This window comes from Wolbachia endosymbiont of Ctenocephalides felis wCfeJ (genome assembly GCF_012277315.1).
Taxonomy (GTDB): domain Bacteria; phylum Pseudomonadota; class Alphaproteobacteria; order Rickettsiales; family Anaplasmataceae; genus Wolbachia.
The window spans coordinates 1,017,564-1,037,191 of the sequence record NZ_CP051157.1 but is presented as its reverse complement, the minus strand read 5'-3'; the positions used below and the strand labels follow the sequence as shown (position 1 = coordinate 1,037,191).

General features: G+C 35.3%; 14 protein-coding genes and 1 pseudogene. 11 read left to right on the top strand and 4 right to left on the bottom strand.

All coding sequences use genetic code 11. The features are described from left to right. Window positions 1-139 precede the first annotated feature (139 nt). The 4 genes from HF196_RS04935 to HF196_RS04920 all read left to right on the top strand — a co-directional run bounded on the left by HF196_RS04935 (window position 140) and on the right by HF196_RS04920 (window position 8,028). On the top strand, window positions 140-2,980 hold the full coding sequence (locus HF196_RS04935) for a tetratricopeptide repeat protein (protein WP_168456070.1): 2,841 nt from the start codon (window positions 140-142) through the stop codon (window positions 2,978-2,980). 45 nt (window positions 2,981-3,025) lie between these two features. Then, window positions 3,026-3,439: a tetratricopeptide repeat protein gene (locus HF196_RS04930; RefSeq protein WP_168456069.1), complete on the top strand. Its 414-nt coding sequence runs from the start codon at window positions 3,026-3,028 to the stop codon at window positions 3,437-3,439. 152 nt (window positions 3,440-3,591) lie between these two features. Continuing rightward, window positions 3,592-7,197, top strand: a complete 3,606-nt coding sequence (locus tag HF196_RS04925; RefSeq protein ID WP_168456068.1) for a DEAD/DEAH box helicase family protein — start codon at window positions 3,592-3,594, stop codon at window positions 7,195-7,197. A gap of 282 nt (window positions 7,198-7,479) precedes the next feature. After that, a complete protein-coding gene (locus HF196_RS04920) occupies window positions 7,480-8,028 on the top strand; it encodes a hypothetical protein (protein ID WP_168456067.1) in 549 nt (182 codons plus the stop codon). A gap of 525 nt (window positions 8,029-8,553) precedes the next feature. On the opposite strand, the gene HF196_RS04915 is transcribed toward HF196_RS04920, so the two are convergent. Both HF196_RS04915 and HF196_RS04910 read right to left on the bottom strand, forming a co-directional pair. Further along, window positions 8,554-9,348, bottom strand: coding sequence for a hypothetical protein (locus HF196_RS04915; protein WP_168456066.1), 795 nt, complete (start codon window positions 9,346-9,348; stop codon window positions 8,554-8,556). A gap of 17 nt (window positions 9,349-9,365) precedes the next feature. After that, entirely contained in the window at window positions 9,366-9,602 is a 237-nt protein-coding gene (locus HF196_RS04910) for a hypothetical protein (protein WP_168456065.1), read from the bottom strand. 578 nt (window positions 9,603-10,180) lie between these two features. Here HF196_RS04910 and HF196_RS04905 point away from each other — a divergent pair. The 6 genes and pseudogenes from HF196_RS04905 to HF196_RS04885 all read left to right on the top strand — a co-directional run bounded on the left by HF196_RS04905 (window position 10,181) and on the right by HF196_RS04885 (window position 14,697). Then, on the top strand, window positions 10,181-10,411 hold the full coding sequence (locus tag HF196_RS04905) for a hypothetical protein (protein ID WP_168456064.1): 231 nt from the start codon (window positions 10,181-10,183) through the stop codon (window positions 10,409-10,411). After that, the gene (locus tag HF196_RS04900) at window positions 10,384-11,460 is read left to right on the top strand and encodes an ankyrin repeat domain-containing protein (RefSeq protein WP_168456063.1); all 1,077 of its coding nucleotides are present in this window, start codon (window positions 10,384-10,386) and stop codon (window positions 11,458-11,460) included. Before HF196_RS04905 ends, HF196_RS04900 begins: the two co-directional genes overlap by 28 nt. Window positions 11,461-11,787: 327 nt before the next feature. Then, on the top strand, window positions 11,788-12,009 hold the full coding sequence (locus HF196_RS04895; protein WP_168456062.1) for a hypothetical protein: 222 nt from the start codon (window positions 11,788-11,790) through the stop codon (window positions 12,007-12,009). Continuing rightward, a pseudogene (locus tag HF196_RS06120) lies at window positions 12,000-12,650 on the top strand (ankyrin repeat domain-containing protein); the annotation flags it as partial. The gene HF196_RS04895 and the pseudogene HF196_RS06120, both read left to right, overlap by 10 nt. Window positions 12,651-12,683: 33 nt before the next feature. After that, window positions 12,684-12,938: a hypothetical protein gene (locus HF196_RS05945; protein ID WP_246198544.1), complete on the top strand. Its 255-nt coding sequence runs from the start codon at window positions 12,684-12,686 to the stop codon at window positions 12,936-12,938. 505 nt (window positions 12,939-13,443) lie between these two features. Further along, window positions 13,444-14,697 (top strand): hypothetical protein, encoded by a 1,254-nt coding sequence (locus tag HF196_RS04885; protein ID WP_246198542.1) that lies wholly within the window; start codon window positions 13,444-13,446, stop codon window positions 14,695-14,697. Window positions 14,698-14,785: 88 nt separating this feature from the next. Here HF196_RS04885 and HF196_RS05940 read toward each other — a convergent pair whose 3' ends face one another. Both HF196_RS05940 and HF196_RS04875 read right to left on the bottom strand, forming a co-directional pair. Further along, the gene (locus tag HF196_RS05940; RefSeq protein ID WP_168455264.1) at window positions 14,786-15,427 is read right to left on the bottom strand and encodes a hypothetical protein; all 642 of its coding nucleotides are present in this window, start codon (window positions 15,425-15,427) and stop codon (window positions 14,786-14,788) included. A 581-nt stretch (window positions 15,428-16,008) separates the two neighbouring features. Next, window positions 16,009-16,872: a hypothetical protein gene (locus tag HF196_RS04875; protein ID WP_168456061.1), complete on the bottom strand. Its 864-nt coding sequence runs from the start codon at window positions 16,870-16,872 to the stop codon at window positions 16,009-16,011. 197 nt (window positions 16,873-17,069) lie between these two features. Here HF196_RS04875 and HF196_RS04870 point away from each other — a divergent pair, with 197 nt between their 5' ends. Further along, window positions 17,070-19,580, top strand: coding sequence for a valine--tRNA ligase (locus HF196_RS04870; protein ID WP_168456060.1), 2,511 nt, complete (start codon window positions 17,070-17,072; stop codon window positions 19,578-19,580). The last annotated feature ends 48 nt before the right edge of the window (window positions 19,581-19,628 follow it).

Genomic DNA, 19,628 nt, shown 5'->3' with positions numbered 1-19,628 from the left:
CTATGATCCTAGTAGTTTCCTCGGGATGGCTTTGTAGCATCGCTGTCTATAATAATTAATTTTTTACGAAAAAAAAGTTGTTGCATACCAAAAATATCTGTGTTACTTATAGTAAAATTTACATAATACGGTAATAAAAATGAGAGAAATCGATCAAGAATTATTTGATGCTGTAGAAGAAGGTAATCTCAGTAAGGTTCGAGAGTGTCTTAAGAAAGGGGCTGATATTGGCACTGAAGATGATTACGGTATAACGCCTGTGGACTTTGCTAAGCAAGAGGGGCACAGAGAAATAGTTGGATACCTGTTATTTAGTACGGCTAAGATGCTTAGTGAACAGGGTAAATATAATAAAGCTCAGCAAGCCTATCAAGAAGCCCTTGATATTCAAAAAGTTGTTTTAGGTCCTAACCATTCTGATACTTTAGATACTCGTCATAATATGGCAGTAGTGCTTGAAAAACAAGGTAAATACAGTGAGGCTCTGGAAATATATCAGACAGTGTTTGATATTCAAAAGAGAAAAGATGTTTTAGGTCCTAACCATCCTTATGCTTTAATGGTTCGTCATAATATGGCAGTAGTGCTTTCCAAACAAGGTAAATACAGTGAGGCATTTAACCTTTATCGGGAAGTATTTGAAAAAAGAAAAGATGTTCTAGGTCCTGATCATCCCGATACTTTAGATACTCGTCATAATATGGCAGTAGTGCTTGAAAAACAAGGTAAATACAGTGAGGCTCTGGAAATATATCAGACAGTGTTTGATATTCAAAAGAGAAAAGATGTTTTAGGTCCTAATCATCCTGATACTTTAATGACTCGTCATAATATGGCAAGCACACTTGATGATCAAGGTAAATACAGTGAGGCATTTAACCTTTATCAGGAAGTACTTGAAAAAAGAAGAGATGTTTTAGGTCCTAATCATCCTGGTACTTTAATGACTCGTGATAATATGGCAGGAGTGCTTGAAAAACAAGGTAAATACAGTAAGGCTCTGGAAATATATCAGACAGTGTTTGAAAAGAGAAGAGATGTTTTAGGTCCTGATCATCCTGATACTTTAAGGACTCGTCATGGTATAGCAGTAGTGCTGAAAAACCAAGGTAAGTACAGTGAAGCTCTGGAAATATATCAGACAGTGTTTGAAAAGAGAAGAGATGTTTTAGGTCCTAATCATCCCGATACTTTAAGTACTCGTCATAATATGGCAGCAGTGCTTTTCGAGCAAAATAAATATAGTAAGGCTTTAAGAATTTTTCGGGAAGTACTTGACATTCAAAAGGCTAAATTAGGTCTGAACCATCCTGATACTTTATTAACTAACCGTAACATTGATGTAGTATTAGGGAGACAGAAAAGACAAAGGGAACAAAATAGTGATAATTACAAACCAAGAGCGGCTTCGTCAAGTAGCAAGCCAAAAGAAGTACAGTCAACGGATAGAGAATATAGGGACGAGGTAATTGAAAAGGTTAATAGCGTATTGCGTTCTTACGTAGATCGACCGTATGAATCTTTAGACATCCTGAATACATTATTGGAAAAAGCAAAAAACCGTTTAGGTTCTCGAGATTACTGTGTTTTAGGTATTCGTCACAGTATTGCAGTAGTGCTTGTCAACGCATTGGGGATAAATGATGAGGCTTTAAAGATCTTACAGGAAATACTAATTATTCAAAAGGAGGAGTTAGGTTCTGATCACCCTAGTACTTTGATAACTAGCAGGAATATTGAAATAGTAAGAGAGAACATGAGTATAAGGAGCCAAAGGAAATTGCAAAGTCAGGACGATAAATGTCCTATACAATCAACAAACTCTAACAAAGCGCAACAAGAAAAGTTTTTGCATAGTATTTCTAACGCGAATGTAATACGAGTAAAACAAGGTCTATATTGGCCTTCTTTTGAAGAAAGGAACGTTAAAATTGATGGTAAGTGTGTTGCTATCACTCGTGGGTTATCTCAGGCTTTATTATCACAGAGTGGTAAATCATTTTTAAGTAATTTAAAAACTTCAGCTAAAATTTATGAGCGTATAGCACAGGGTAAGCAGATATCTAAAAGGGAAGAAAGGGAAGCTTTTGCCTTAAGTAGGTTACTTAATAACTTTGAAGGACAACAAGATTCTGCTACAAACAGTTTACCTTCAAAATTAATTCATACTCAGGGTTATAAGACATTCAGTGAGCTTTCGAGTTATATAGCCGGAATTAAAGGTGACTTTGCTATTCATTTAGTAACAAATAATCACGTTGTTGCAATTTATAGAGTTGGTGACAGCTATGCTTATTTTGACAGCAATGCAGCGTTTGTTTCTGAGATAAAAAATGTTGAACAGCTTATGAAGGTTGTAGAAAAAGGAATAAAGTCTGCTGGCTATGAAATGAGCGAAAAAGGCTTTCTTGTTGAACACTTTGACGTTGCTAAAGCTAACAGTCAGTTATCCAATGAAGACAAACAAATTTTAGCAAAAGAAATAAAAACAGAACGTCAACTTTTAGCGGAGCAAGATAGGAAATTTGGTCTTATTAAGATTAATGGTCAAGAGATATCCAGAGTACAGTTATACGATTTTGGCACTAAAATTAGGATGGAGGGTGGTGTACCATTACTTATCAGCGCTGATATGAATCTAAGCAGCAAAAAATTTCAAGAGCACCTAGATAGAAAAGAAGTGAGTATGACAGCTAGGGATTATCTTGATAGTTTAAAGAATGGTCAGAATATGGAAGAAGTAGTGCAAGCAACTAAAGTAATTCCTTTTATAGGTTCAAGACGTGAAATTGAAGAAGCAGAGAAAACACGTAGGCTAAAACAATCTTTATCAGAGTTGGCTAAAGGAGCGGTTAATCACGTACTTGCTACTGTTGCTCTTACTAGTGTTAGTCAGTCAGAAACAAAAACTGGTGGACCTGTATCTGGTTTAAGTGGCGTGACAGTGGACGAGCATCTGAATAGAGCGCATGGGCATTAAGCAATTTCTTTTTGGAGTTGTTTTATTTCATCCACTGAGAGGCTGGTGATTTCAGCAATAACATCTCAAAATAACATAGGAGAAATGCTTAATAAGCGAGGTAAATACGAAGAAGCATCGAGAATCTTTCAACATACACTTGATGAAAGAAAAGGCGTTTTAGGTTCTGATCATCCAGATACTTTGGAAGCCTTTCAGGAAGTGTTTGAAAAAAGAAGAGATGTGTTAGGACCTGACCATCCCAATACTTTATTGACTCTTCATAGTATGGCAGTAGTGCTTGACAACCAAAGTAAGTACAGTGAGGCTTTCAGAATGTTTCGTGGAGTGCAAAGTACACCCAAAGCCTCAAATGCGATTGTAGAGTTGTCTCTGGCGTTCATTTTTTCTTTAACATTCCTTAAAGTTTTAAAATGTAAAAAATTTGAATATTTTCTCAGAATTGTGTATGATTATTAAAGAATTTATAGATGTTGCACGATAAGAAAGTAAACACGAAGGCATAGCGGAAGGTGAAAAACAGGCTAAAGACCCATTGCCTGAGCAAACACTATTGATAGTTCACCAAGTTGATGTATTATAAGCGTTAGCATGTCTATAGCAGGTAATATATGAGCTCTATCAGCAGTCAAGAAAAACAAAATATTATAAGTCACTTAGAGGAAGTTAACCGCAAGTTACAAGGCGAACGTGTAAACTTCAATAACAAAAAAGAATCTATAATAGTGAAACGTCGCAAACCTGCTGTTGAAGGAACGTTAAAGCATTTGAAAAATTCTTCCACCACTAATTGCAATATTATGATTGATGCAGAGACTGGGTTTGGCAAGACTTATGACATAGGATTGTGGAGTTATGTATTGACTCAAGCAGGATTCCATCACCTTATTGCAGTACCTAGTGATAATTTGGTTAATCAAGCTAAAGAGATGATAGGTAGTGCATTTACTGTAGATATTAAGACACCCAAAACTATGCAGGAAATTAAAGATACGCTGAGAACTGCTGAGCCTACAACAATTATAGTAACGCATGATCTACTTTTACGACAAGAGAACGATCGGAAATTTAAAGGTCGAAATGGTGAAAAACCTAAATTGTGGGTAAGTATTGATGAAGCAGACAGCATTAACAGGAAACAAGATTTTGACAATGTATGCGAACTTGATGAGGAATATCCTACAACTTACCTAACTGCAACACCAAAAAGAAGAATTTTAAACAGATGTAGAAAAATTATCAGCCCTATTAGATCAAGCAGACGTTGCATCGCAAACGTTGTTAGAACAGAGGGTGTTATTACAAAGACTAATAGAAAAGAAAAATTTATTCAGGCGTTAGTAATCAATGTTGCCGTTTATTCTGTATCTTTGTATACGTTATTTCCTGTTGTAAGGAATCATGTTATTGCATGGACTACAAAAATTGGTCTTATTACAAATCATTGGTTGAATTCTTTCTTGATTTTCTTCTTAGCAGATATAGTTTCTTCGCTTATTTTTCATGTTGTAATAATAATACCGCTCTTGTTTTTGATTGGAAAGATTACTGGTGTAGGGGTAAAGGCATTATTCTCAAGATTTGCCGCTAATCTAGCCAATTTAGTTGATAAAGAAAAATCTAGTCCAGCACATGGATATGTTGAAGAGTGCGAGGAGATTTTTAACTATAATAAACTTGTTGATACTGATGACTTGTTAACATCGGTAAGGTGGAATATACAAAGCCCGATTGGAGAAAACGCTCTAATTTTAGTAGATGATATAGATAGTATAATAAATCTTAATTTTGCGTTACAAGGCAATGGTAGATCAGTAAGTAAAGGTAATAAAATATATGAGCATCTTAATGATAATTTAGTACGTGAAGATGGTAAAATATATACTCGTTATAAAGTTTACGATAAATTTAAACCTGAGGGAGCACTGTACCGAGATTACAGACTCCAGTTACGTCAATCAAACTTTATAAACTGCATCAAAAAGCAACACCCAGGTCTAACACAAGAGCAGATATCTGAGTTAAAAGAAAAAGTGGATTTTAGTAATACCGCTAAATATTTAAAGTACAGAGTAATGCATTCAATAATCGACCTTACGTTATCATATTTAACAAAGCACGACAATATTGCTTTGGATAAACAAAGAAGAGATAACCTAGATGAGTTAGTAAAAGATGTGAGAAGTAATGCTATCACTTCTAGCAATCACATTATAAATTTTTTAAAGGAAAGGGGGTTTAGTGAGCAATTTGCTATAGACAAACTTTTACCACAAATAAAGACAACTATTAAGGCATTAGCTCGAAGTAACGATAAGCAATATAGGCTGATAGTGGATAACTGGCACTTAAGTAAAGAGTTACATGATCTGATAGAAAAGGAAAACGGTACATTACATGATCTCAACGATTTCTGTGAAAAAAATAAATGTATTTTTGCAAGAATGGGGAAAAATAATCTTGGTATTGATGAGGGGAGACCTTTTTTTAGATTATACGACTATGAAATTACGCCTGGCAAAGATAAGTGTAAGGCTGACTATTGTAGTTATGATCAGAGTGACTTAAATGCATTAGCTAAGCATGCGTTAACAACAATTGTGGATGGATCAAAAGGTCGTGGATTTGATAGTGAGTATAATCATATTGCATCGATATTTGTAGATTCGACTAGTCAGTTTAATAACCCAGCTGAAGTTCTACAAAATCTTGGAAGAAATAGAGAATTCAATGTTAGTAGGCAACCGTGGTTTTTTGCAGCTGCAGGCAAAGGAGCTGAACTGTTTATAAACAAGGTTTTAGCAAAGTTAAACAATGCACCGCGGGATTTCTGTAAGAAGCTTTTATTTCCTGCTGCCAACAGATATAATAAGCTAATAAAGAGTAGAATGGGAGTTGAGCTCGGAGAAAAAATAGAGGCTTATATTAGTGAAAATATAGATGCATTGGGAAACATTGATGCACAAAAATTAAAGGACTTCTGTGAAGATAAAGTAAGTAAAGCATATGAAAAAGTGCATGATATAAATGATTTTGACACTAAAAAGACAGAAAAGGATTTACGTGAGATTTTAAAAAGTGCAGAAAAATATCTTTGCTCGTGTGAGGATAGGATAAAAAACAATGGAAAATTATCCCTTATGAACAGGGGAATTTTTTTTGCTACGAGTATCATATTCAAAGCTGTTTACTACATATGGTTTGCTTTCGATTATGTAATTTTTATGGTTAAATCATGTACTTTGAATGAAAAAAACGATGGACAAAATGTATTAACATATGCTCATATAATAAAAAACTATAGCCTTGAGACCGTATTAAGGTCTGAAAAAATCCTTTATAAAGCTTTTGAAGCAGCTGAAGACACTCATCAAGATTGCAAAAGCAAGTCTTACTATATTTCCAACCATTCTGAGTGTATGGAAAAAATAGTAGATCTTTTTCAAAATAAAATTTATATTAACGCACTAGATAAGTTGTTTTCTCCATTCTTGCTAAAGAAAGAAGGTGATAGCCATTTGTTAACAACGCTAAATGCAATTTATCCTGATGAAATAGGTAATGAAGAAAAGCGGGGGAAAATTATCAATTTCAAAAATGATTTAAAGGAATTAAAACGCGAAGAATTAGTAAGAAAATACTGTCAAGGCAATACTTACCAGGATACTAATCTTTGTAAAATTGTAAAATGGATAACCGATATTAACAAAGAGGTTACTAAGTGCCAAGCTTATTACCATAGCGTGAATGAATTGATTAATGTTGATGAGCCAAGGTTAAAAACTGATCACCATTTGTTTAATATCAGAGTTGTATATAGCCAAGAAACACTTAGCAAGTCTTACAATAGACTTCGTTCTGAACATCCTAAATTGTTATTTTTTGCAAGATTAAATTGTTTAGCAAGATATATTATCGTTGTGCTTTTATTCCCATACCTACTTGGGTTTGTTACTCCAATAGGTTCTACCGTAGTAAGTATAGCACTTGTAACATTAACCATTTGTTATCCAGAAAAGTTCAGGGAGTTTTTATTTGATGGCAATATTCAAAATGAATCGTGTTCTGCAGTTAATGAACTAGATCTATTTAGTAAACAAGATGAAGTCAAGTGTGTGAGAGAAGCAGCTAATATGGTTGCCGCTACTAATTTGTCTTCAATTTTGGTGCAGCAACAGTCCAGAAAAGGACAAGAAAGTTGTCAAGAATATTGCTAATGTGGAAAGTCAAGTTAAAAATGACTTGAATAAAAACGTCAAACCTCTTACTACTAAAGATATCCTTTCACCAAGTACTAAATTTGTTAATCCCATAGTAAAATCACTTAGTGGAAAGGTATATGAAGATGGAGGATTTAAATTTGTATACGGAGGATGAAGTACTAAGTTATAGAATATAGGCTATGTTAGTGGATTCACCCGCTTGACAGGTTGTTTTTTTACTATACACTACCTTTTGAATAAAGTTTTAATATTCTATCTTAGGAGTAGAGTGTGCCAGTGGATGTTTTAGGGCAAGATTCTTTTACTAGAGCTTGGAAAAAAGGATACAAAGGTTCTGATGAAGGGTTTTCGAATACGATTAAGGGGATTATTGATGCAAATTGGCAATATGTGTGTCACCATCCATTAAAAACAACTGCAGTTATTGTTGGTACAATTTCAGTTGCAGCACTCACAGCTGCTTACTTTACTAGTCCAGCTTATGCAGGTTTTGTTAATACAACAGCACAGTCATCTTATGCTGGTATGGTGGCAGGAGTTAAAGGATTATATGCACTTGCAATGACTAATCCTGTATTTACTGGTCTGCTAGCTGCTGCAATAGTGGTAACTATAGGTGCTCTTATATACATGAATTATAGTAAAGCAAGCCAAATTGAGGAAGTAAAGAAAAAAATACTTGCTGGTTATGGAGATGATGAAGGTAAGCTTGAGATTGATGGGGAGTGTGGTGCAACATATCTTACAGATATTCCAGGAGTTAATCCATTACGAGTCTTACGTGAAGTTGCAGGCACAGTTAAATTGCCAATGGAAAGGATTTAAACGTAAAGGTCTCTACCTATAGTGAGGAGGTATTTTGCTTCCATGTTAATATAGCGCAGAAGTATTTGAAACTTTATAGCGGTGTTAGGTTAACAGCTTAAAGAATTTTTGAAGAAATTGTCCTATATAGACTTTTGGGAACGTTTTACCGTACTGTATTCACAAAAAATTGGATAGCAGATTGTTTCACATCTTCAACTTTTTCGGTATCTATTCAGCCAATGGTGTCAACTTAAGTAAAAATGCCAGTGATTGTGTTCTCTCTATAGTTGCGATAAGGTAGAGCATTCCAAGCGCCATCATGGCTTTAGGCGAGTTTGCTGACGTAGGCTCTTAAGCTGACGCCACTGGCTGATCAGATACAAAAAACACATCAGGTAGCAATACTTACCCAAAAACATAAATCCTAAAAGGAAAAAATTGAAGCTAATAAAACCTACTTAAGACTGGTGTTTTTATTGATATTATCTCAAAAACAACCAGTCTTTCTGTAGACGAAGCATTTGTTACTTAGAAAGAAACAGACTAATGGTTTATAGACCTTTCTAGTTGATCACTTATCGTGATACCATTCAAATAAGACACAGGATTATTGTTTGCTTTATCAGTAGCTTCTAATGATTGACTTTTTTGCTGACCATCACTGGCAGTCAGTTCATTTCCTTTACTGGATAATTGACTGTTAGCTCTATCAACATCAAAGTGCTCAACAAGAAAGCCTTTTTTCCCTACTTTATGTTTAGCAGACTTTACCCCTTTTTTTACAACTTGCATAAGCTGGTCAACGCTTTTTAATCCGGAAACAAACGCTGTATTACAATCGAAATAAGCATAATTATCACCTGTTCTATAAATTGCAACAACGTGATTATTTGTTACTAAGTGAATAGCAAAATCACCCTTAACTCCAGTTATATAATTCGATAGATCACCAAGCGTTTTATAGCCCTTAGTGCAAATTAAGTTTGAAGGTAGACTGCTCATACGAGAATCTAACTGTTGTTTGAAACCATCAAACAATTTACTAAAAGCTAAAGCTTCTTTTTTAGATACCTGCTTACCTTGAGCTACATGTTCATAAAGCCTTGCTGAGGTGTTATTCGAAAGTAATTTGTGTTGATTAAGAAACAAACCCTGGGAAAATCCACGAGTAACAGCAGTACACTTACCATCCATTTTAATTCCTAGTTCCTCAAAAGAAGGCGAATAGAGGCTTTGTTTTACTGGTTGAATTGATGCATCCTGAAAATTATTTGATACGAATTGTGACAAGTGCAAATATGCTTCCTGTTGTTCTCGACAAAAGTCTATTTGATACATCCTTCTATACTGTTGTGTTACACGCGCACGTGAATAACCTGAAAGGTATGGGTGTCTCTTCGTACTCTCTCTTCCGCACTCACAACCTCTACATGACGATATCCAGAATCGAATCCAGCTATCGTTGCTCCTACCACTACCCCTACGACTCCTACCACTCCTCCAATCACTGGTAATCCCACTGTTGCAATTATTGCCCCTGCTATCGCCGATGTTCCTGCTATATTTCCTCCTCTAGACTGGCCTTGACCCATAAATCCTCCAAAAAATAACAATAGTTCTTTAACTTTACAATAATCATTACTAAATTATGTAAACTCATTATCTATAGCACAAATATTGTGATATGCAACAAATTTTTTCAAAATTGTAAGTTTAGCATTATGGAGAGAAATAGCAGAAAAGTTTGGTTTTAATGGGCTAATATAGTGAGAAGACCTATTTGGGTGCTTATTTTCGAGATATACATTTTAACTTGTAAAATTAGTTATTTTATTATGGATTGACAGCTTTCTAGTGATGGTGTATTAAGTGGCTAAGGTACGAGGCGCAATCTTGTACCATCAGAACTAGGTAAGTGTGAAAGAAGGAGGTTTTTATGATGGTCTTTTTTATAACACTACTGATTGTACTTCTTATTATTATTTTTGATAATACATTGAACTCTTAACAGAAGCTTCCCAAAAATATGGTCTTTCAAATAGCCTGAAGATCCTGTAAGTCGGTTGCTTGTTGTATTATATTAATTGGAACACCTACCTACTCAACTTACAATTTTCTTATTTTAAAAATGTATGGTATTAAGACTCCATAGACTTTAATAGAGGAAGATATGGCTTTAACGCTGGAACAGTGGAAAGAAATATTAAATGCAGTAGAATTCAACAATAACCCAGGCGATGTACTTGAACAGATAAAAGCGAAATTAAAAGAGCAATGCTTTGACACATATCAAAAGTGGAAACGAAAAGGCTTTGATGTGAACCACCTGTTCAACGTATTGTTGCATACACTACACTACCAAATTGATATGAGATGTACTTTGTTGCATATGGCCACTTAGATACAATTAAATGCCTTGTAGAACAAAAAAATGTTGATATCAATAAAGCGAACAGATACGGCCGCACTGCTTTACATTGGGCTGCTGAAAATGGTCAGTTAGATACAGTTCAATATCTTGTAGAACAAAAAGGAGCTGATATTAATCGAACAAATAACGATGGCTTAACAGCTTTACATTTTGCCGCTAAAAATAACCAATTAAATACAATTAAATATCTAGTAGAACAAAAAAGTGTTGATGTTAATCAAGTAGATAACTATGGCTTTACTGCTTTACACGTTGCTGCTTTAAATGGCCGTTTAGATACAGTTAAATACCTAGTAGAACAAAGAAATATTGATGTTAATCAAGTAGATAACCATGGTGATACTGCTTTACATTGGGCCGCTTCAAATGGCCACTTAGATGTAGTTAAATACCTAGTAGAGCAAAGAAAGGTTGATGTTGATCAAACAAATAACAATGACTTAACAGCTTTACATTTGGCTGCTCTATTAGATGAATTAGATATAGCAGAGTTTTTAATAGCACATGAAATTAAGCTAAAGGGTTCTGAGGCACAAAAGCCAGATTATCTAATAGAACATAGAAAAATTTCGGAATATTGGGATAAATGTCTAAATGAAGTGAAAAAAATGAAAGAAGAAAAAGTTGCTGGAGATGTGACGTTTTACAGTATTTTGCTAAGCAGTAGTATTGATAAGCTAGCATGCTATATGCGGAATGAACAATTCACCAAAGTATTAGAAAGAAGTGACTATCACAATAAATTTCCTATATACGGCAATGATCTAGACTATTTATTCAAAACAGCAAAACAAAGAGTAGAAGCTTTAAATATAGGTGAAATAGTCATTAAACACTTTGATGGCTTGAGTAAGGGAGGTTCTGCTCATTTACAGATTGCTGAGTATTTAAGTAATGAGGACTTAAAAAATTTGAGAAAAGCAGCAATACAAACTATGAATGAAGAAGATATATCTCAGTCCCTAGGAAGTGATGTACATGTAGAGTCTGTAGCGAAAAAACAAGGTATGCAAATGTAGATTTAGTAATTTAAGAAGTCTATACAGCTAGCTTAATTATGGAATTTATCTTGATTACCCTACTTCTACCACATCTAGACACGAACCAATTTGCTTAACTTTGCCACAACTTCAAACTTCTATTTTCACCAACAAGTTCTAGTAAATATATGGACTTTTTTAGATTTTTGAAGGAATAAATAGTCCAATTCTTTGTGACACTAATTATTCAGTGTGTTACTTAATTAAATTCTAGCGGATTACTACGTAAAGTATAAGAATATATGAACCTTGACTTTCTCCACTAAAATATTTATGGTTAAATTATATTCTAGGATAGAGGTAGCTATGTCTTTAACATTAGAACAGTGGAAGCAGGTACTAAATACATTAGAGCCCAATAACTCAAATAAGGGTACTATACTTGACCAAATAAAGGCAAAATTACAAAAACAACATCAAGGTATACATGAGGAGTGGGAAAAGGAAAGCTTTGATGAAAACTACCTGTTCAATGTATCGTTCACCATAAACAATTGTCAGAGTCGTGAAATGCTTACATTGTTGTAGTTGCTTCAAATGGCTACTCAGATACAGTTAAATACCTTGTAGATGAAAAAGGGGTTGATTTTAATCAAGCAAATATTAACGGCAAAACTGCTTTACATTGGGCTGCTTACAATGGCCACCTAGATACAGTTAGATACCTTATAGATGAAAAAGGGGTTGACGTTAATCAAGCAAATGTTAACAACGAAACTGCTTTACATTGCGCTGCTTACAACGGCCATTTAGATACAGTTAGAGACCTTATAGATAAAGGGGTTAATGTTAATAAAGCAAATATTAACGGCCACACTGCTTTACATTTTGCTGCTTTAAATGGCCACTTAGATACAGTTAAATACCTTGTAAAGAAAGGGGCTGATGTTAATATAGCAAATAATTACGGCTGCACTGCTTTACATTTAGCTGCTTTAAATGGCCACTTAGACATAGTTAAATATTTTGTAGGCGAAAAAAAGGTTGATGTTAATAAAGCAAACGCTAACGGCGGCACTATTTTACATTATGCTGCTTTTGGTGGCCATTTAGACATAGTTAAATACCTTGTAAAGAAAGGGGCTGATGTTAATAAAGCAAACGCTAACGGCGGCACTGCTTTACATTTAGCTGCTGGAAATGGTCACTTAGACATAGTTAAATTTATAAACGAAAAAAAAGAAGTTTCCTCTATATCAAATGTGCAACCACATAACCCACATAGTACAAAAGGTAGTAAGTTACATATTATAACCGCTTCCGCTGGCTTACTGTTAGGATTAGGCATAGCATATCTTGCAGGTGCTGCTGCTTTAACTCCTATTGTTGCTGCTATTGTGGTATTTGTTGTATCTGCAGTAGCTGGTGCATTGGTAGGTTATGGTATCGGAAAAGTTAGCCAAAAGCTCTTTGTTGAATCTGCCAATGAACATTCTAAACAAGAATTGAAGGTGTAATTCAAATTGTTGAGTGCATGCTGTAAGTTTTTACTCGTTTTAGCATACATTTGAGCATCCTTTTTCTAAAAACCTCAAAGCGGATGCAGCAAGATATTATCTGGTAATTGAGGCAAGAGGTTAAGAGAGTCTCCAAAGTATGTAGCTCCCATATCCGTAGTATATATGGGTTGATTATTAAATTTGAACTTTTCCAATATGCGTGTATTATGCTAATAAATCTTATTTTTTTAAACTTTATGAATGTAACTAAAAAAATGTCTCGCATAGACGATCCTACAATCGCATTTGAGGCTTTTTATATGCTTTTAATCATCTTTTTACAACTACCGCTGTAATGTGCCTAAAAATACCAGGAAATGAACCTTGCGAATTTGGTAGCATAAAAACCACCTTCATCGTAAAAAATTCGAAGTTTAACATTAACATTTAGGAGAAATTTCATGTTAATCTGTGTAGAGTGACCACTGGTAACAATAGCTATAAGGTTGTTGAAGGTAATAGTATGGAAAAATATACGTTTAAAATAGATAACAAAAATCTGCTTCATAAAAAGCTGCTTAAGCTTCCTACTCAATATTTCAAACTAAGTAGTGATGACGATGGATATACTCTCTATTCACATAACGGTACGAGTAAAGTGAGAGATTTTCACAGTATGAAATTAAAGTGGGAAAATAATCAAATAGTTTTAAAGGTTAAAGAAAAGGATGGAGGAGAGAAGGATTATATTATGGAGCAAGAAGCTATTATAGACAGAAACAGGAATGACACTATAAGCAAGCTCCAAACGCAAGGAACAATGCATACTGTAGTTGGAATATTCGAAAGTTTGCCAGGAGATAAGGTAAATTATTGTATCAGATTCTACGACAATATTAAAGATAGAAACTTTGGAGTACTAAACTTCATCAATTTTAATGATGAAAATGACCCAGTACTACAACATATCAAGAGCAAGAAAGGTGCACTTTACTTTACAATAGAAGGTGATAGCATCTATATGTCAGATAAAGATGGAAAATGCCTTCAAGAAGACATCTGCTATCAGTATCAATACACAAAAAATCCATGTGATGTGTTAGAAATAAGTGATATATCAACAATAATAGATAGCTTAGAGCCGAAATTTGCTTTGCAAAAGGGAGAAGAATTACAGGGTAATACTTATAAAGCAAATATCGCCTTGAATGATGAAGTAATAGCCACTCTACCAAAAATAGGTTACTACATGCTTGATGATCAATTAGTCATACGCAATCATGTTACGCAAGAGACAGTGGTCATTCCCAGCGATTTCCATTATTTAAAAGTTATCAAATTTGGCGATAATGATTACAAACTAACTTTTTGTAATGTTCTTGGTAATGAATTCTTTGAGTATAAAAAATATGATCCCCAGTACTCAAGCATTTCAGATGAATATAAATTCATAAGCTTAAGTTGCACAAAAAAAGAATACAATCCCAGTCTTGGGGAACTACTTAGCCATCGACCATCATTCTTTATTGCAGAAGGTTCTCTTGAACTAGGTTCAGATTCAGAGAAATATGCGGCTGCTGTGTTCGAATTAACACCTGCTGGGAAAGGCAGACAAATGGCCACATTAATCGATGAATTTGGCTATTTTAATCAAGATGACATGTTTATGCATTGTAACTACCATACAGGAAGTGAATATCAAATTTATGATCCTGCTGAAATTGATAAAGAATATAAGATAACAGACGCAGATAATGAGTTTTACCTAACAAAATAAACGATATGATCCTTCACACCATTCCGAGTGATACTTCTCTGTAAAAAACATCCTTGACTTTTTCTCTGGTAAAAAATAAGCAACAGTCCTATGCATTGCCCGGATTATGTAAAAAGTCTATTTTGATAATAGGCTGCTGCACACTTTCAACTTTTTCGAATTTGGTATTAGGCTTTAAAGTATTGTACAGTGCAAAACACATACAAACCAGCCCAACAATCCCGCCAACTACTGCTATAACGTGCATTTTCAGGATATACAATGTAAGACTATTCGCTAGTAACACCACACCAACTAAACCAGCTACGATTGCTCGCTTTTGTTGAGTTGCTTTTGGTAATGATTTTTCTTGTTCGTTAGTAGTACTATTATCAAAACATGGCTTTGTTTCAGCTAAAGAGAGGTTGTCAGAGGCGTTTGGTGTTTTATCTACAGGAGCAGTGAGTAAAGTGGCTTGGTCTTCTATTGTTGTTATATCACTATTTTCGCATGATTCAACTATGTTGGTTTCAATATTAACAGCAGCATCTGTTGTAGCATCAGGGGAAAGGGTTTGTTGTTCCATGGTTAGTTCTGCGTTAAGAACATCTCCTAAAGGTTTTTCGGATTCTTCTAAAAATTCCCTACCATTAGAAACACTTGATCCTTGTGTAGCAGTTTCTTTTGCAGCAGCGATATTCTTCAAATTTCTTAATTTTTTGACAATAGCTTTCCTTATTCTTTTTGGCATTTTCATTATATCTTCTCCTTTTATGTTAAAATTTGTTAATTGAGGAAATGGCAACAGGATTAGCTGCCTACCCCATAAGTTTGGTGTGCTTTTTTAGTCAAAGGTATTTTGCTGTTCTTTCGCTGTAAAATGGTTAGCTTACTCAAACAGCACTAACACGATTTGCCTCTTTTGGGATACAGAAATTTTCTAGGAATTGTTCTCTTAAACTCCAAGATATTTTGTTCAACATTGTAACCGGATCCTGGGACCCATTCTTTTTTTCACTGGATTCCAGTGTCAAGCACTGGAATGACACCTTCAGAGAGTGGAGCAGTGTCACATGTCGGAATAACAGGGTTGTGAATGTCATCCCTGTAGTTTAATAATGTCATCCCAGTGCTCCGACACTGGGATCCATTCTTTTTTTCACTGGATTCCAGCGTTACGCGCTGGAATGACAGGGTTTATGGTGTCATCCGAGTAGCGGATAACTGGGATCCATCCTTTTTTTCAACCTCCAGCTTTGCTACAACCGTATTACAGTTGTCTGTTTCGGTTCTTGTGTTTCATCCACTTTAGTACTAGGTTTGAGTGCATAACTATGTAATACCACCAGCTACCAACACAGATGCTGCGGCTACACCAACTATTGCTAACATAGGTAATTTGGTTGTATGCCCAAGCACAGCAGCAAGTAACAACCCAGCAGCAAGACCAACACCAACGGTAGCAGTGTACACTGGAGCTTTTGATTGTTCAGTTGATTGTTTTTTAGCTTCTAGTTCTTTATTTTTCTTCTGTAACTGCTGAACTTCAGTGTTTTTAGCTGCCAATTTTTTCTCTAACTCCTGAACTTTAGCATTTGATGGCTGCTGTTGTAGTTGTGCTATTTCCTGATTTTTAGCTTCCAGATCTGCCTGTAATTTTGTAACATCAGCATTTAATAGTTGCTGTATTAGTTCTGCTATTTCCGTATCTTTAGCTTTTAACTGCTTCTTTAACTCCTCAGTTTGAGTATTTAGTTCTTGTATTTTATTGTTTTGCTCTTGTAACTTAACTTGCAATTCTTGCTGTTTATCCTCAGCTTGTTGCTTTGCAGTTTCTAATTGTCTTGCTAGCTTCTGAAGCACGGGTCCAAAGTGCTTAAATATTTCTATTTCTCGCTTATTTGTTGTCTCGCTAAGACCCAACAGTTTTTTTACTTCTTCTACTTCTGTTGCTTTTTCCCAATTATTATCGCCATTGAGGGTACTAACTGATGTTACCACTTGATAAGCGATGTTTTCCTGATTACTGCCTATATAAATACGTAGCAACGTATTGTCTAGCATACAATACGTATAGTTACTCTTTTGATCGCTTGATGGTATTGTATATTCTTCAAGTTTTGGATCGTTTGTATGGATCTTTATCTGATTGTCGCTAACAAGCGATAGAGTACCCTTTAGTGTTCCGTTAAGCATAACAAACCTCAAATTTAAATGTATTACATAATGCCTTCATAATCTAAAGTCAAGTAGTATTTTTTTGACACAAAAATTTGTGGTAGCACATTTGTAAACGAAATTACTAAGTAGGCAGGTGAAACAGCAATAGAGCACATTAAAATTGCCGTAGCTGCTTAATTGTGTTAACTTAGAGCTTAAGATTGAGAAACATCATGTTAGAAGAAAAGTACAGCTTTAAAGAAGTTGAAGACAAATATAACATATTGTGGGAAAACAGCAAAGTTTATCAATGGAATGGTGAAAAGGATAATACTTTCACTATAGACACACCTCCGCCGACGATATCGGGGAAATTGCATATCGGCCATATATTTAGTTATTGCCACACGGATTTTATTGCAAGGTTTCAGCGCATGCTCGGGAAAGATATATTTTATCCAATTGGATTTGACGATAATGGACTTCCTACCGAAAGATTGGTTGAACAAACCTATAAAACCCGTGCAAAAGAGGTTGGCAGAGAGAAGTTTGTAGAGATGTGTCATGAAGTTATTGAAAAGTCAAAGCAAGAATTCAAGGAATTATTTAAATCAGTCGGTATCAGCTACGATTGGAGTTTGGAGTATCACACAATCAGCAAAGAAACTGTGACGCTTTCTCAAATGTCGTTTATCGATCTATATAATAAGGGGTATGCATACAGGAAAATGCAACCTATCCTTTGGGATCCGGTTGACAAAACTGCAATTGCGCAAGCAGAAATAGAAGATAAAGTTTTTGAATCATCTTTAAATACGATAGTTTTTTCCACCGAGGAAAACGAGCAGATCAAAATTGCAACTACACGTCCTGAGCTCCTTCCAGCATGTGTTGCAGTTTTCTGCCATCCAGAAGATGCGCGCTACACTCACTTGATTGGAAAAACAGCTACAGTAGCAATAACAGAGGAAAAAGTTCCAATTATAGCTGATGATAAGGTAAAAATAGATAAAGGCACCGGGCTTGTTATGTGCTGTACATTTGGTGACGAACTCGACATATATTGGCAACAAAAACACAACTTGCCGATGAAAATTGTCATCGATCAGGATGGAAGAATGAACCTGCGTGATGTCATTCCAGTGCGTGGTCAGAAAAAGGAAGAATGGATCCCAGTGTCAGCTACTCAGATGACAGGCGATATACTAAATGAAATAAGTGGCTTAAAGGTTAAAGAAGCAAGAAAGAGGATGATCGAAATCCTAACTGAAAGAGGACTTTTGATAGAGAGCACTAACATCTCTCATTCTGTTAAGTGTGCAGAAAGATCTGGTGCACCGCTTGAAATATTACCTACTTATCAATGGTTTATCAAGACCTTAGATCAAAAAGTTCAAGTATTAGATAAAGTAAAAGAGTGCAATTGGCATCCAAACAACATGCGTAAACGTATGGAAGTGTGGATAGAAGGGCTAAATTGGGACTGGTGCATTTCAAGACAGCGCTATTTTGGTGTGCCATTTCCGGCGTGGTATTCAAAACGCAAAGGAGAGGAGGGCAAAATCATCCTACCTGAAGTAAAGGACCTTCCTGTGGATCCGCTCAAAGACTTGCCAAAAGGGTATCGCAAAGAAGAGGTTACTCCAGATCAAGATGTGATGGATACTTGGGCTACAAGTGCGATCACTCCTCAATTAAATGCACTGGCAGTAAGCGGTGAATTTTGTTTGCCAGGTCATCGCTATGACAAGATATTTCCTGCAGACCTGCGCAGCCAAAGCCATGAGATAATAAGAACTTGGGCATTTTATACGATTTTAAAGGCACATTATCATGCAAATTCACTACCGTGGAAAAATATTATGATCAGCGGTTGGTGTTTGGCTGACGATAAAAAAAAGATGAGTAAATCAAAAGGTAACGTCATCACTCCTCATGTAATGCTTGATACCTATGGAGCTGATGTAGTGCGCTATTGGGCAGCAAATTCAAAGCTTGGAGTTGATACAGTCTACTCTGAGAATATATTCAGAATTGGCAAGCGCCTCGTTACAAAACTTTGGAATGCCAGCAAGTTTGTCTCCATGTTTATAGAAAAGCATCAAACTTTAAGCATAAATTCCGTCAGTGAGACGATGGATAAATGGATATTGTCTAAGTTGTACAAAGTTATAGAAAAAGCAACAAACAGCCTATTACAGTTTGAGTATTGCGAAGCTTTGGGTGCAGCAGAGGAATTTTTCTGGAAGGATTTTTGTGATAATTACTTGGAGCTCGCAAAAAAACGTGCATATGGCGATGGAATAAATAGTGAAGCAAGCTTGAGTGCAAAACAGAGTTTGGCATATGTATTAAATATTATTTTGCGATTATTTGCACCTTTTTTGCCATATATTACGGAAGAGATATACCATCAGTTGTATAGTTATAACTCCGTACATAATAAAAGTAATTGGCCAAGTAAGGAAGAACTTATCTATGATAAGCATTCTGAAGAAATGGGAGACAACCTCGTGCAGATATTAAACCTCGTGAGGAAAGTAAAGGCAGATAATAATGTATCAGTAAAACATTTGATAAAAAAATTGACGATAAAAGCAAACCTGCAAGAGAGTAAGCTGGACCAATCTGCGCAGAACGATCTACAAACGGTTTGCAATGCTGAAGTAATAAAGTGGAGTGAGGATTTACAATCAGGACTTGAATCTGAAAATGGGAAATTTTTTGTCAGTGCAGAGCTATAAAAAATAATTTTTCTTCATAGACAAGAGAATTTTAACGAGTATACGACA

What these genes read in the sequence shown, in the direction of transcription:
- HF196_RS04935 (WP_168456070.1), top strand. Translation starts at nt 140, where the DNA reads ATGAGAGAAATCGATCAAGAATTATTTGATGCTGTAGAAGAAGGTAAT.
- HF196_RS04925 (WP_168456068.1), top strand. Translation starts at nt 3,592, where the DNA reads ATGAGCTCTATCAGCAGTCAAGAAAAACAAAATATTATAAGTCACTTA.
- HF196_RS04915 (WP_168456066.1), bottom strand. Translation starts at nt 9,348, where the DNA reads ATGTATCAAATAGACTTTTGTCGAGAACAACAGGAAGCATATTTGCAC.
- HF196_RS04910 (WP_168456065.1), bottom strand. Translation starts at nt 9,602, where the DNA reads ATGGGTCAAGGCCAGTCTAGAGGAGGAAATATAGCAGGAACATCGGCG.
- HF196_RS04905 (WP_168456064.1), top strand. Translation starts at nt 10,181, where the DNA reads ATGGCTTTAACGCTGGAACAGTGGAAAGAAATATTAAATGCAGTAGAA.
- HF196_RS04900 (WP_168456063.1), top strand. Translation starts at nt 10,384, where the DNA reads ATGTACTTTGTTGCATATGGCCACTTAGATACAATTAAATGCCTTGTA.
- HF196_RS04895 (WP_168456062.1), top strand. Translation starts at nt 11,788, where the DNA reads ATGTCTTTAACATTAGAACAGTGGAAGCAGGTACTAAATACATTAGAG.
- HF196_RS04885 (WP_246198542.1), top strand. Translation starts at nt 13,444, where the DNA reads ATGGAAAAATATACGTTTAAAATAGATAACAAAAATCTGCTTCATAAA.
- HF196_RS05940 (WP_168455264.1), bottom strand. Translation starts at nt 15,427, where the DNA reads ATGCCAAAAAGAATAAGGAAAGCTATTGTCAAAAAATTAAGAAATTTG.
- HF196_RS04875 (WP_168456061.1), bottom strand. Translation starts at nt 16,872, where the DNA reads ATGCTTAACGGAACACTAAAGGGTACTCTATCGCTTGTTAGCGACAAT.
- HF196_RS04870 (WP_168456060.1), top strand. Translation starts at nt 17,070, where the DNA reads ATGTTAGAAGAAAAGTACAGCTTTAAAGAAGTTGAAGACAAATATAAC.